The organism is Bacillus nitratireducens (genome assembly GCF_001884135.1).
Classification (GTDB): Bacteria; Bacillota; Bacilli; order Bacillales; family Bacillaceae_G; genus Bacillus_A; species Bacillus_A nitratireducens.
In genome coordinates, this window is sequence record NZ_MAOC01000020.1 from 48,629 (window position 1) to 61,792 (window position 13,164).

At 38.0% G+C, this 13,164-nt stretch carries 13 protein-coding genes and 1 pseudogene; 13 read left to right on the forward strand and 1 reads right to left on the reverse strand.

The genetic code is table 11. From position 1 onward, the window contains the following. The first annotated feature begins 56 nt into the window (after window positions 1–56). From BAU23_RS05705 to BAU23_RS05765, 13 genes and pseudogenes are all read left to right on the forward strand, one after another. Window positions 57–249, forward strand: a pseudogene (locus tag BAU23_RS05705) (hypothetical protein). After that, window positions 218–3,157: a formate dehydrogenase subunit alpha gene (gene fdhF / locus BAU23_RS05710; RefSeq protein ID WP_071733733.1), complete on the forward strand. Its 2,940-nt coding sequence runs from the start codon at window positions 218–220 to the stop codon at window positions 3,155–3,157. The pseudogene BAU23_RS05705 and the gene fdhF overlap by 32 nt, the downstream one beginning before the upstream one ends. 15 nt (window positions 3,158–3,172) lie before the next feature. Further along, window positions 3,173–3,655, forward strand: a complete 483-nt coding sequence (locus BAU23_RS05715; protein ID WP_000729918.1) for a helical membrane plugin domain-containing protein — start codon at window positions 3,173–3,175, stop codon at window positions 3,653–3,655. Window positions 3,656–3,805: 150 nt separating this feature from the next. After that, window positions 3,806–4,150, forward strand: a complete 345-nt coding sequence (locus tag BAU23_RS05720) for a Na-translocating system protein MpsC family protein (RefSeq protein WP_000041502.1) — start codon at window positions 3,806–3,808, stop codon at window positions 4,148–4,150. A gap of 16 nt (window positions 4,151–4,166) precedes the next feature. Continuing rightward, complete coding sequence (gene fdhD, locus BAU23_RS05725) at window positions 4,167–4,964, forward strand: formate dehydrogenase accessory sulfurtransferase FdhD (RefSeq protein WP_071733734.1); 798 nt, start codon at window positions 4,167–4,169, stop codon at window positions 4,962–4,964. Between the two features lie 20 nt (window positions 4,965–4,984). Further along, window positions 4,985–6,001, forward strand: coding sequence for a GTP 3',8-cyclase MoaA (gene moaA, locus BAU23_RS05730; protein ID WP_071733736.1), 1,017 nt, complete (start codon window positions 4,985–4,987; stop codon window positions 5,999–6,001). Between the two features lie 207 nt (window positions 6,002–6,208). After that, window positions 6,209–7,003: a formate channel gene (locus BAU23_RS05735; RefSeq protein ID WP_000863994.1), complete on the forward strand. Its 795-nt coding sequence runs from the start codon at window positions 6,209–6,211 to the stop codon at window positions 7,001–7,003. Between the two features lie 25 nt (window positions 7,004–7,028). Further along, entirely contained in the window at window positions 7,029–8,045 is a 1,017-nt protein-coding gene (locus tag BAU23_RS05740) for a molybdopterin-synthase adenylyltransferase MoeB (RefSeq protein ID WP_071733738.1), read from the forward strand. A gap of 19 nt (window positions 8,046–8,064) precedes the next feature. Further along, window positions 8,065–9,378 carry a molybdopterin molybdotransferase MoeA gene (locus BAU23_RS05745; protein WP_033656837.1) on the forward strand — a complete coding sequence of 438 codons (1,314 nt, stop codon included), beginning with the start codon at window positions 8,065–8,067 and terminating at the stop codon, window positions 9,376–9,378. Then, the gene (gene moaE / locus BAU23_RS05750) at window positions 9,359–9,823 is read left to right on the forward strand and encodes a molybdopterin synthase catalytic subunit MoaE (RefSeq protein ID WP_000529411.1); all 465 of its coding nucleotides are present in this window, start codon (window positions 9,359–9,361) and stop codon (window positions 9,821–9,823) included. Before BAU23_RS05745 ends, moaE begins: the two co-directional genes overlap by 20 nt. Before the next feature lie 4 nt (window positions 9,824–9,827). After that, window positions 9,828–10,064: a molybdopterin converting factor subunit 1 gene (gene moaD / locus BAU23_RS05755; RefSeq protein ID WP_000628504.1), complete on the forward strand. Its 237-nt coding sequence runs from the start codon at window positions 9,828–9,830 to the stop codon at window positions 10,062–10,064. Window positions 10,065–10,112: 48 nt separating this feature from the next. After that, window positions 10,113–10,601: a cyclic pyranopterin monophosphate synthase MoaC gene (moaC, locus tag BAU23_RS05760; RefSeq protein WP_071733740.1), complete on the forward strand. Its 489-nt coding sequence runs from the start codon at window positions 10,113–10,115 to the stop codon at window positions 10,599–10,601. Window positions 10,602–10,621: 20 nt separating this feature from the next. After that, window positions 10,622–11,677 carry a P-loop NTPase gene (locus tag BAU23_RS05765; protein WP_116733277.1) on the forward strand — a complete coding sequence of 352 codons (1,056 nt, stop codon included), beginning with the start codon at window positions 10,622–10,624 and terminating at the stop codon, window positions 11,675–11,677. 307 nt (window positions 11,678–11,984) lie between these two features. Here BAU23_RS05765 and BAU23_RS05770 read toward each other — a convergent pair whose 3' ends face one another. Continuing rightward, entirely contained in the window at window positions 11,985–12,995 is a 1,011-nt protein-coding gene (locus BAU23_RS05770) for a flagellin N-terminal helical domain-containing protein (protein ID WP_001222385.1), read from the reverse strand. Window positions 12,996–13,164: the final 169 nt, after the last annotated feature.

Consider the following 13,164-nt stretch of genomic DNA (forward strand, 5'->3'; position numbering starts at 1 on the left):
ATTGTGTATTTTTGAATTTAACGCTATAATTACAGTGTTAAAGATGGAATCGTGATATGACCTGTTATGAATCTATCATTTTATTTATGAATAAATGGACTGGTATTTTAGCAAGATGTGCTAATAAACTACTCCACCATGATGATAACGTGCCAAAAATGTGGTGCGTATATTTTCGTGGTGGAGTTTTTTTTATTCTCAAAAAGGGGGAGTCACCATGAACGACAGCATGGTTCATATTACAATTGACGGCAAAGAATATAGTGCTGAGCCTGGTTCAACGGTACTAGGCATCATTAATGAGAACGGAATTGAACATCCACAAATTTGTTACGTGCCGGAAGTGGATCCTATTCAAACGTGTGATACTTGTATTGTAGAAGTGAATGGAAAGCTAGTGCGATCATGTTCTACAGTAGTGACGGACGGTATGGATATCGAGTTGTCCTCTATTAGTGCGAAGGCAGCACAACATGAGGCGATGGACCGTTTACTAGAAAATCATTTACTTTACTGTACGGTATGTGACAACAATAACGGGAATTGTAAATTGCATAATACGGCAGAATTAATGGAAATTGAGCATCAAAAATATCCTTATGAGCCAAAAGTTGATGCAAGCGAAGTTGATATGTCTCATCCATTTTATCGCTATGATCCGAATCAATGTATCGCGTGTGGTCAATGTGTAGAGGTGTGTCAAAATTTACAAGTTAATGAAACATTATCTATTGATTGGGAGGCAGAGCGCCCACGTGTTATTTGGGATGAAGGAGTAGATATTAACGATTCTTCATGTGTAAGTTGCGGTCAATGTGTAACGATTTGTCCTTGTAATGCTTTAATGGAGAAATCGATGCTTGGTGAAGCTGGATTTATGACTGGGCTGAAGCCGGATATTCTTGAACCTATGGTCGATCTTATTAAAGAGGTTGAACCTGGATATAGCGGTATTTTCGCTGTGTCAGAAGTAGAAGCTGCGATGCGTGACACTCGTACGAAGAAGACGAAAACAGTATGTACGTTTTGTGGTGTAGGTTGTTCATTTGAAGTATGGACGAAAGGGCGCAAAATTTTAAAAGTGCAACCAACTTCTGAGGCACCAGTTAATGCAATTTCCACTTGTGTAAAAGGAAAATTCGGTTGGGATTTCGTTAATTCTGAAAAACGACTTACGAAACCTTTAATTCGTAAAAATGGAGTGTTCGTTGAATCGACTTGGGAAGAAGCGCTTCATGTAGTGGCGAATAAATTGGGCTCTATTAAAGATGAGTACGGTAAAGGCTCTATCGGCTTTATTTCTTCTTCTAAAATTACGAATGAAGATAATTATGTTATTCAAAAATTAGCGCGTCAAGTGTTCGAAACGAATAACATTGATAACTGCTCACGTTATTGTCAATCACCAGCGACAGATGGATTGTTCCGTACAATTGGTATGGGCGGAGATGCAGGGACGATTAAAGATATCGCACAATCAGGTCTCGTTATTATCGTCGGTTGTAATCCAACAGAAGGTCATCCAGTATTAGCGACTCGTGTGAAACGTGCGCATAAACTGCACGGTCAAAAACTAATTGTTGCAGATCTTCGTAAAACTGAAATGGCAGAGCGTTCAGATATCTTTATTAGTCCAAAGCAAGGAACAGACCAAGTATGGTTAATGGCTATTACGAAATATATGATTGATCAAGGTTGGCATGATCAGCAGTTCATCGATGAAAATGTAAACTTCTTTGATGATTTCAAAGGTAGTCTCGCGGAATATACGCTTGAATACGCAGAAGAGATTACAGGCATTTCAAAAGAAACGCTCGTTAAAATGGCAGAAATGATTCGTGATGCAGATGGTACGTGTATTCTTTGGGGAATGGGGGTAACGCAAAATACCGGTGGTTCAGATACTTCCGCTGCAATTTCAAACTTACTACTTGCAACAGGAAACTATCGTCGCCCAGGTGCTGGTGCATATCCGCTTAGAGGTCATAATAACGTACAAGGTGCTTGTGATATGGGGACACTTCCAGGGTGGCTTCCAGGATATCAGCACGTTACTGACGATGTAGAACGTGCGAAATTTGAAATAGCTTACGGAGTAAAAATTGATAACAAACCAGGTCTTAATAATATTGAAATGCTTCACGCAATTGATGAAGGGAAAATGAAAGCTATGTACCTTGTTGGAGAGGATATGGCTCTTGTAGACTCTAACGCAAATCACGTACATGAAGTGTTATCAAGCCTTGAGTTCTTTGTCGTTCAAGATGTGTTCCTTTCTAAAACAGCTCAATACGCTGATGTAGTATTACCAGCAGCGCCATCTCTTGAGAAAGAAGGTACTTTTACAAATACAGAGCGTCGTGTACAAAGGTTATATCAAGTACTTCCGACGCTAGGAGATGCGAAACCAGACTGGTGGATCGTGCAGGCAATTGCTAATAAGTTAGGCGCAAATTGGAACTATGGTCATCCAAGTGAAATCTTTGCGGAAATGGCGAGTTTATCACCACTATTCGCACACGCAAACTATGAAGTACTTGAAGGGTGGAACAGTTTCCACTGGGGAAGTTTTGATGGTACGAATACGCCGCTTCTATTCAAAGAAGGATTTAACTTCCCGGACAAAAAGGCTCGTTTTGCGATAGCTGATTGGGTACGTCCTGCTGCATTCCCAGCAGAATACGATCTTCACATTAATAACGGTCGTATGCTTGAACATTTCCATGAAGGGAACATGACAAATAAATCAACTGGTATTCAATCGAAAGTACCAGGTGTTTTCGTCGAAGTTTCTCCAGAACTTGCACTAAAACGTGGAGTGAAAACGGGATCGTTAGTACGCCTTGTTTCTCCATTCGGAGCACTTAAATTACGTGTAATTGTAACGGATCGTGTAAAAGCGAATGAACTGTATTTACCAATGAATTCGACTGATAAAGAATCGGCAATTAATTTCTTAACAGGTCCTGCCGTTGACTTGCGTACAAACACGCCTGCATATAAACAAACGAAAGTACGTATGGAAGTGTTAGAAGTTGATGGCGAAAATCCGATGCCAAAAACGAACCCACGTAATAAAAAGCGTCATCCTCAAAACGGTATTGAGGTAAATCGTAAGTGGGATCGTCCTGGATACGTACATTTAACGGATAACTAAGGGGGAGAAAAGAATATGGCAGCACCTATTCAAGCGATCCAGAAGCAGGAGCTAACCGAGGAAGAAATGAAACAACAAAAACTCGAAGACTTAAAAGAACTGCTAGCTAATAATGAAGATGCTTTAAATCAAATGTTTAATATAGTAGGTGAACTAAATGACATAGGGATGCTGGAAGCTGCAAATTCTATGCTGAAAGCGAAAGAACCAATCGCAAAAATCGTTCTAGGCCAAGTCACTCGTGAACCAGTTACAAATTTAATTAATAATATGATGGGCGCTGCAGGAGCTTTAACAGAACTTGATCCGGAACTTACGAAAAAGCTTGTAGGTAGTGTATTAACAGGTATGGATGAAGGAAACCAGCATTTGCAAAGTAATAAAAAAGTAGGAATATTAGACCTTATGAAAGTACTGAAGGATCCAGATATTAATCGTGCTATCGGATTTGGTCTTCATTTCTTAAAAGGTATGGGTAAAGGGTTAAAAGAAGAATAGATAAGCAACAATAATAGTATTTCATATGTTGCTTGCGTACTTGAGATAAGTGTACAATATGATCCATTTCGTCTCAGTATTAAATAGTTTAGACGAAATGGTCATTTTGTTAAAATAGTTGTGATGGAATATTTGGGGAGGAATGAGAGTATGTCAAAAATGGTACATGAATTTAATGATATGATCCGAAAGCTTCGAAAAGAGTTGTTCGGGAAAGGACCGGAACGAATTCATACTGTATTTACTGAAAACATGGCGATTGCTACATTATATGGGAACTTGACACCTACAGAGAAATTCATTTCGGGAACTATGGATGGTGCGGAAATGGTTCATATGGCTCGAACAAAAATGATCCAAGAAGTGTATGCGGCTAATCCTCATGAACATTTAGAAGAACTTGTTGGTGCGAAGTTAGTTCATCTGTTTTCTGATATGAAAGTAGATGAAGATATTGCAGTTTCCGTGTTTGTCTTTGATAAAAATATAACGTGAGAGAAGGATGCTCATCGTGAAATCGATTCAGGTGGAACGGAAAATTTTTAAATATGAGCAAGGGGAATTTAAACATATAGAGGACAGCATTGTAACAGAGTTTCCTGTTACGGTTAAAATTAACGGCCAGGAATTTGTTACAATGGTTAGTACTCCGGAGTATATTGAAGATATGGTAATTGGCTTTTTAGCCTCTGAAGGCATTATCCGAAAGTATGAAGATATTGATGAAATATGGATGCAAGAAAAAGAAGGATATGTACATGTAAAAACGACGAAAATCAATCCTTATTATCGTGATATACAAAACAAACGTTATATTACTTCGTGCTGTGGAATGAGTAGGCAAGGGTTTGTTTTCGCAAACGATGCGCTGACTGCGAAAGAAATGAATGATATTCGCGTGCAGATTTCTGCCGAGGATTGTTTTCGGTTAATGAATGATATGCAGCAATCTGCGTCTACGTTTCAACATACAGGCGGCGTTCATAATGCAGCTTTATGTGATGCGAGTGGAATTGTTTTAAGTCGCATGGATATAGGAAGACATAACGCTTTAGATAAAATTTACGGATATTGTTTAAAAAATAACATTTCGATTGGTGATAAAGTTATTGTTTTTAGCGGACGTATCTCTTCTGAAATTCTATTGAAAGTTGCGAAAATTGGCTGTGAAGTAATATTGTCAAAGTCAGCTCCAACTGAGTTAGCACTAGAGCTAGCAGAGCAGTTAGGGATTACTACAATAGGCTTCATTCGTAATAAATCTTTTAATGTATATACGCATCCAGAACGGGTTGTAAATATAAAATAAGTAGAAACGAGGCAATAATCATGAAATCTGTCACATTAGACAAATTAGATCGTCCTTTAAAGGATTTACGTATTTCTGTTACTGACCGCTGTAATTTTCGCTGTCGATATTGTATGCCAGAAGAAATATTTGGTCGTGATTATTCTTTTTTGTCTAATGATAAAATTTTATCTTTTGATGAAATTGAAAGGATTACACGTATTTTCGTTTCGTTAGGTGTAAGAAAGTTACGCATTACTGGGGGAGAGCCTTTACTTCGAAAAGATTTACCTGAACTCATACAGCGATTAAACGAAATTGAAGGAGTAGAGGATATCGGTTTAACGACAAACGGATCATTACTTAAAAAATTTGCTCCTGATTTATATAAGGCGGGTTTATCTCGCGTAACAGTTAGTTTAGATTCTTTAAATGAAGAACGTTTCTCTTATTTAAATGGGAATAGAAGTAAAGTAAAAACAGTTCTTGCAGGAATACAAGCTGCAGCAGAAGCCGGAATGAAAATTAAAATGAACATGGTTGTTCAAAAAGGGAAAAATGAACAAGACATCGTTCAGATGGCAGAGTACTTTAAAGAGAATAAGCATATCCTTCGGTTCATTGAATATATGGATGTCGGAAATTTTAACGGCTGGGAATTAGGCGAAGTAGTTTCTAAGCAGGAAATAGTAAAGATGATTCATAAAGTTATGCCGCTGGAACATATTGAAGCGAACTATCCTGGTGAAGTTGCAACACGTTATCGTTATGTTGGTAGCCAAGAAGAAATAGGAATAATTTCATCTGTAACGGATTCGTTCTGTTCATCATGTACAAGAGCACGTATTTCAGCAGAAGGAAAATTGTATACATGTTTATTTGCTTCTAAAGGAAATGATCTTAAAGAATTACTTCGCTTTGGATATACGGATGAGGAGATTACTAATGTTATTCGTGACATTTGGAATAATCGTTCAGACCGTTATTCAGATGAACGGTTGAGCAATACGAATAAAAAAGCAATGCCGAAAATTGAAATGTCGCATATCGGTGGCTGAGAAGCTACTAAAAATGTAGATTCTCTTTGTGAACGTAAATAGTGGGAAATGTGCAAGTTTTGTACACTTTCTATGAGTATAGTAAAAATGATGATTGATATTTCTGTAAGAGATATGCAGAGAGATTAAGCAGCATTCAAAAATCCTTACGATGTTAAGGGTTTTTGGTGCTGCTTTTTTTAGATGAGAAAAATGGAGGAATTGGTTATGGCATTTCATAAACCGGAACAAATTGCTGCGCTTGTGATTGAATCCGGTGTTCAAAAGGTAAGGCAACCGCTATCCGCAATGCTTATTCTTGGTTTTTTAGGAGGAGCATTCATTTCGTTAGGATTTTTACTTAATATTCGTGTTCTAGGTAATGTACCGGAGCAATGGGGAAGTTTAGTCAATTTTATAGGAGGAGCGGTTTTTCCTATAGGACTTATGCTCGTTGTTTTAGCAGGAGGAGAATTAATTACGGGAAACATGATGTCGATGGCCATGGCACTGTATGCACGGAAAATTTCATTGAAACATGTGTTAAACAATTGGGCGTGGATCACTTTAACTAACTTCGCAGGTGCACTTTTCGTAGCGTATTGTTTCGGCCATCTTGGCGGGTTAACAGAAGGTGCGTATTTAAATAAGACGATAGCGATAGCTCAAGATAAGTTACATGAATCTTTCGGGAGAACGTTAATTTTAGCAATTGGTTGTAACTGGCTCGTTTGCCTTGCAATTTGGTTAGCATATGGAACGAACGATTTAATCGGAAAAATTGTTGGGATTTGGATTCCGATTATGGCGTTTGTCGTAATTGGGTTTCAGCAAGTAGTAGCAAATATGTTTGTCATTTCAGCCGTAATTTTTGCGGGGCACCTTACGTGGATGGATCTTGCTAAAAACTTTGTGCCTGTCTTTATCGGAAATGTAATTGGCGGAGCTGGATTTGTTGGATTCGCTTATTTTTCTTGTTATCAGAAACAAAGCACTACCGAAGAAGATGTCTTGAAAAAATAACAGTATGTGAAAGGAAGGCTACCTCATGATAGAGCGGTATTCACGACAACAGTTGTTCACTCCTATTGGAAAAGAAGGGCAAGAGAAAATTAGAAGTAAGCATGTATTAATAATAGGGGCAGGTGCATTAGGAAGTGCAAGTGCAGAAAGCTTTGTACGTGCAGGTATCGGGAAATTAACGATTATTGATCGCGATTACGTAGAATGGAGTAATTTACAGCGGCAACAACTTTACGCTGAACAAGATGCGATAGAAAAGTTGCCAAAAGCAATCGCAGCACAGAACCGTCTCAAACAAATTAATTCAGACGTGCAAATTCAAGCGCTAGTAATGGATGCAAGAGTAGATAATATGGAAGCTTTATTAGGTGGTGTCGATGTCATTATTGATGCCACAGATAATTTCGATATTCGGTTTGTAATCAATGATATATCACAAAAATACAATATCCCTTGGATTTACGGTTCTTGTGTCGGAAGTTATGGCATGAGCTATACAATTATTCCGAAGAAAACACCGTGCTTACATTGTGTGTTGAAAAGTGTTCCTGTTACAGGGGCGACGTGTGACACAGTTGGAATTATTAGTCCAGCTGTTCAAATCGTTGCAGCGTACCAAGTGGCGGAAGCATTCAAAATTTTAGTAGAAGATTACAAAGCAGTTAGGAAAACATTTTTAATGTTTGATATATGGAGTAATCAATATCATTCTATCAAACTAGGGAAAATCAAAATGGAAGACTGTCCTTCGTGCGGAACAAATAGAACTTATCCTTATTTATCATACGAAAATCAAACGAAGACAGCTGTGTTATGTGGAAGAAATACAGTTCAAATTAGACCGGCGCATAATAGGCATTACAACTTTGATGAGTTAGAAAAAGTATTAAAGAACCACGGGAAAGTTAATCGGAATCCGTATTTGCTCTCTTGCCAATTAGAAGAGTATCGCATCGTCGTTTTTCATGATGGTCGTGTATTTATTCATGGCACGAATGAAATGCAAAAAGCGAAACAACTATACTATCGGTTATTAGGATAATAGAGAGGGATGGGTAATGATGGAAAGAAGAGTGCCAATTACAGTTGAAGAGGCTGTTCGTAAAGTGATGGCATTTGCTAATTATGGTGTAAAAGAACTAGTACCACTTGAATTAGCATACGGACGTACACTAGCAGACAATATAGTAGCGGATCACGATGTGCCTTCTTTCAATCGCTCGCCATATGATGGGTTTGCTGTTAGGGCAGAAGATACTTCGCGAGCAAGTCGTGAGAATCCAATCGTATTTGAAGTCATCGGTGAAATTGGAGCAGGTTCCGTATTTCCTAAAGAAGTAGGAGCGTTTCAAGCAGTTCGAATTATGACAGGGGCACAAATTCCGAAAGGATGTAACGCGGTCGTCATGCTAGAACTGACTCGTCATCGTCAATATGAGAATATCGGAAAAAGCTATATGGAAGTGCGTCGCTCATTTAAAGAAGGGGATAATATATCCTTTCAAGGTGAAGATGTTCAGAAAGGAACCGTTCTCGCAAAAAGAGGTAGTTACATTAATCCGGGTATTTCAGCTCTTCTTGCTACATTCGGTTATAGCGAAGTGCCAGTAGCGAAAAAGCCTATAATTGGACTATTAGCGACTGGGAGTGAACTTCTCGATGTAAATGAAAAACTACAACCCGGGAAAATCCGGAATAGTAATACGTATATGATATCGTCTCAAATTCGAAGAGCAGGTGGAAGAGTAAAGTACTTTGGGAAGTTTAGCGACGATTTGAATACGTGCTACGAAGCAGTGAAAAAAGCGTTAAGCGAAGTGGATATGTTAATTACAACTGGTGGTGTTTCGGTAGGAGATTACGATTATTTGCCAGCGATATACGAAAAGTTAGGCGCGTCAGTTCTTTTTAATAAAGTAGCCATGCGTCCGGGTAGCGTCACAACAGTAGCACAATTAAACGGGAAATTATTATTTGGATTATCAGGTAATCCATCTGCTTGCTATGTAGGTTTTGAATTATTCGTAAAACCTAGCATTCGTGCGTATATGTTTAGCGAAAAACCACATGTAAAACGAGAAAAAGCAATGCTCGGAGAAGATTTTCTAAAACCGAATCCATTTACAAGATTTGTACGAGCGAAGCTTCGGTATAACGAAGGACAACTAATCGCTTATCCATCAGGATTTGATAAATCTAGTTCCGTTTCTTCATTAGCAGAATCAAACATTTTTATTGTACTACAGGGCGGTACGAGAGGATATAAGAAAGGGATGTTTGTAGACATTCTTTTATTAGAAGATAACGAAGGTAGTGAATGGCCTTGGACATTCCGTAAAGTAGGGAGAGGTTTTGATGGGACAAGCACGATTTGAAATTGTCGATAATCCGATTGTAGTTGAAGAAGTAACGAATAAAGTAGCAAGACGAGAAGCTGGAGCAATTACAACTTTTATAGGAACGGTTAGAGAATTAACGAAAGGAAAACGAACGTTACATCTTGAGTATGAAGCATATAAACCGATGGCGGTAAAAAAGCTTACTGCAATTGGAGAAGAAATTAAAAAAAAGTGGCCGGATGCGAAAGTAGCAATCACACACCGAGTAGGACGATTAGAAATAATGGATATCGCAGTTGTCATTGCAGTATCGTCACCACATCGTAAAGTAGCGTACGAAGCGAATGAATACGCAATTGAACGTATAAAGAGAATTGTCCCAATCTGGAAAAAAGAATTTTGGGAAGATGGAACGGAGTGGATAGGAGATCAACTTGAAAATACTCCGTATCCAGAAGGAAAACCAAAGAAAGAAGAATGAGAGAATGATTACAATTTTACTGTTCGCAAATTTACGAGAAGAAGTCGGTTCAGAGAGATTAGCAATAATAGAAAAACGAGAGATGAATGTTCATCAATTGAAAAAATGGCTGAAAGATAACCATCACTTACAGACGCTAGATAATGTTATGGTGGCAATTAATGAAGAATTTGTAACGGACGAAGATATTGTAAAAGCCGGAGATACTGTTGCGTTTATCCCGCCTGTAAGTGGAGGTTAATTCTTTTTATTTGAATACCGCATCTTTTATACATTAAGGAGAATCATTATGAGTGAATTTCCACACTGGAATGAAGAAGGAAGAGCTAAAATGGTTGATATTTCTCAAAAAGACATTTCAACACGTACAGCTGTTGCGCAAAGTACAATTTCTTTATCAAATGAACTATTTGAAGCAATTCAAAGTGGTGGATTGAAAAAAGGTGACCCACTCCAAGTAGCACAAGTTGCTGGCATAATCGGTGCTAAAAAAACAGCGGATATAATCCCTATGTGTCACCCGATATTAATCCAAGGAACTGATTTTTCGTTTCATTATGAAAAGACAAGTGATGGGTATGAGTTAACGATACGAGCGACAGTAAAATGTAGTGGGAAAACAGGTGTAGAAATGGAAGCATTAACTGCCGTATCAATCGCTGCCCTTACTTTTTACGATATGTGTAAAGCAGTTGATAAAACGATGGTCATGAAAGAAACATATTTAGTGCAAAAAACGGGTGGGAAAAGTGGGGACTTTTTTCACAAGGTAAAATAATTACAATGGAAGGAATGTGTATGATGATTACTCACGAACAGATTATGAACGCTTTAAGCCATGTAGAAGATCCAGAGTTACACAAAAGTATTGTAGAATTAAACATGGTAAGAAATATACAAATTGATGGTACAGAGGTTGGACTAGAAGTAGTTTTAACAATTCAAGGTTGTCCGTTGAAAGCAAAAATACAACAAGATATTGAAGACTCACTTCAAAAGGTTGGGGCATCAAAAGTTTCTTTGACATTCGCTTCTATGACACCGGAAGAACGAGCTGCATTAACGGCGTCTTTAAAGAAAGAAGCTAGAACGGAAACTGGAATGCCTAGTATGCTTCGGCCTGATTCAGGAGTACGTTTTATTACTGTAACAAGTGGGAAAGGGGGAGTCGGAAAATCAACTGTGACGATTAACCTTGCTACTGCTTTAGCACGTATGGGGAAAAAGGTTGGAATTTTAGATGCAGATATATATGGATTTAGTATCCCAGCTATGATGGAAACGAATGAAAAACCGACGATGATCGACCAAACCGCAATTCCGGTCGTTAGCCACGGTGTTAAAATTATGTCGATGGGATTCTTCACAGAAGGCAATAACCCAGTTATGTGGCGCGGACCGATGTTAAACAAATGGATACAAAACTTCCTTGCGAACACGCACTGGGGAGAATTAGACTATCTTCTTCTAGATTTACCACCTGGAACAGGAGACGTTGCCATTGATGTCGCTGCAATGATTCCGCAAGCGAAGGAAATTATCATTACGACGCCTCATAGCGTAGCATCATTTGTCGCTTCTAGAGTAGGAGTCATGGCAAAACATACGAAACACGATATTTTAGGTATCGTTGAAAACATGGCATATTACGAAGAACAAGACGGGTCAAGAAATTATCTCTTTGGAAAAGGCGGCGGCGAAATGTTAGCAGACCAACTGCAAACAGAAGTAATCGCACAAATACCGTTTGCGAAGCGTGAAGAAAATAAAGGCTCATGTGTATATGATGAAGACTCACTTGTTGGGGAGATCTTTACTTCTTTAGCTGAGGATATTATTTATAATGAAGACTAGTATATAAAATAAGAGGAGAGATACATAGCGTATGTGTATCTCTCCTCTTATTTTATATTTTGTGAATAATTACAAGAGTTATGAAGTGCTTACGGCTGTAGTAAATTAGAAATGTTTTGTGAGACTACATTAAGAACAATTAAATGCGTATTCTTTCATTCTTATATAAGGACTGCCTGCTTCTATGCATGGATGGAGTTTCTACCTAAGCGATAAAAGGAGGTTTGCTACCTTTTATCTATATATATTGAAAAAAAGAACCTCTCTATAAATAGAGAGGTTCTTTCATGAAACTAACTCGAATGGTTTATTGTAATAATTTAGAAACCATTTGAGGAGTTTGGTTTGCTTGAGAAAGCATGCTAATACCAGCTTCGTTCAAGATTTTGAACTTAGTCATTTCAGACATTTCTTTCGCCATGTCAGCATCTTCGATTTGAGAAGCAGAAGATGCCATGTTAGAAGCCTGGTTATTTAAGCTTTCTACATTGAAGTCTAGACGGTTTAATGTAGCACCTAAATCAGCACGGCTACCTGCGATAGATGCGATCATACCATCGATAGCTTTAATTGCATCGTTAGCGTTCTTGATAGCAGTACTATCATCTTCAGTAGCTGCTGGAGCGGCAGTTGTTCCACCAGTACCAGTTGTTGGAGCGGCAGCTGTTCCAGTAGTGCCTGCGTTTGTTGCTGAGATAGAAATTTGGCTAAGTTTCTTTTCATTACCTTCTAAATTAGCACTTGTAACATTTGCTAGTGTGATATTGATAGTGCCGTTAATAGCAGGATTAGTAGTACCAGGATTAGTAGTACCAGGATTAGTAGTACCAGAATTAGCTGATGTATTTGCATCAGTTTTGGCTTGTCCATCATCATAACTATGGATTTTAATAGATTTATTATCACCATTTAATAATGTTTTTCCGTTAAATTGAGTGTTTGTTGAAATGTAATCAATTTGATCTCTTAATGCAGAAAATTCTTTTTCTAGTGCACCACGGTTTTCATTTGTGTTTGTACCGTTGGCAGATTGAACTGCTAGGTCACGCATACGAAGTAAGATGTTAGATACTGAGTTCATTGCTGAATCAGCTGTACGAATCATAGAGATACCATCTTGTGTATTACGAGATGCAACACCTAATCCGTTTTCTTTTGCGCGCATACGAGTAGCGATTGCAAGTCCAGCTGCATCGTCAGCTGCACTGTTGATACGTTTACCGCTTGATAAACGGTTCATAGAAACGTTCATTTTGTCTTGGTTTTGGCGCATGTATTCTTGCGTACGCATGCTATTAATGTTTGTATTAATTCTCATGTTAAGAACCCCCATTTTTTTATATTGATTTTTCTGCAAATTGAAAAATTCTAATATGCGAAAAAATCGATTTCGAATTTATTGTAAGTCTTGCTATATCAAGTGTCAACTATAAATTTGGATTAATGGATATAAAAAAATAACATTTTAACAATTTAGTTGTTTTTTT

Excerpts from the sequence above, each read along its gene's own strand:
- fdhF (WP_071733733.1), top strand. The coding sequence starts at position 218 with ATGAACGACAGCATGGTTCATATTACAATTGACGGCAAAGAATATAGT.
- BAU23_RS05740 (WP_071733738.1), top strand. The coding sequence starts at position 7,029 with ATGATAGAGCGGTATTCACGACAACAGTTGTTCACTCCTATTGGAAAA.
- moaE (WP_000529411.1), top strand. The coding sequence starts at position 9,359 with ATGGGACAAGCACGATTTGAAATTGTCGATAATCCGATTGTAGTTGAA.
- BAU23_RS05735 (WP_000863994.1), top strand. The coding sequence starts at position 6,209 with ATGGCATTTCATAAACCGGAACAAATTGCTGCGCTTGTGATTGAATCC.
- moaC (WP_071733740.1), top strand. The coding sequence starts at position 10,113 with ATGAGTGAATTTCCACACTGGAATGAAGAAGGAAGAGCTAAAATGGTT.
- BAU23_RS05770 (WP_001222385.1), bottom strand. The coding sequence starts at position 12,995 with ATGAGAATTAATACAAACATTAATAGCATGCGTACGCAAGAATACATG.
- BAU23_RS05765 (WP_116733277.1), top strand. The coding sequence starts at position 10,622 with ATGATGATTACTCACGAACAGATTATGAACGCTTTAAGCCATGTAGAA.
- BAU23_RS05745 (WP_033656837.1), top strand. The coding sequence starts at position 8,065 with ATGGAAAGAAGAGTGCCAATTACAGTTGAAGAGGCTGTTCGTAAAGTG.
- BAU23_RS05715 (WP_000729918.1), top strand. The coding sequence starts at position 3,173 with ATGGCAGCACCTATTCAAGCGATCCAGAAGCAGGAGCTAACCGAGGAA.
- moaD (WP_000628504.1), top strand. The coding sequence starts at position 9,828 with ATGATTACAATTTTACTGTTCGCAAATTTACGAGAAGAAGTCGGTTCA.
- BAU23_RS05720 (WP_000041502.1), top strand. The coding sequence starts at position 3,806 with ATGTCAAAAATGGTACATGAATTTAATGATATGATCCGAAAGCTTCGA.
- moaA (WP_071733736.1), top strand. The coding sequence starts at position 4,985 with ATGAAATCTGTCACATTAGACAAATTAGATCGTCCTTTAAAGGATTTA.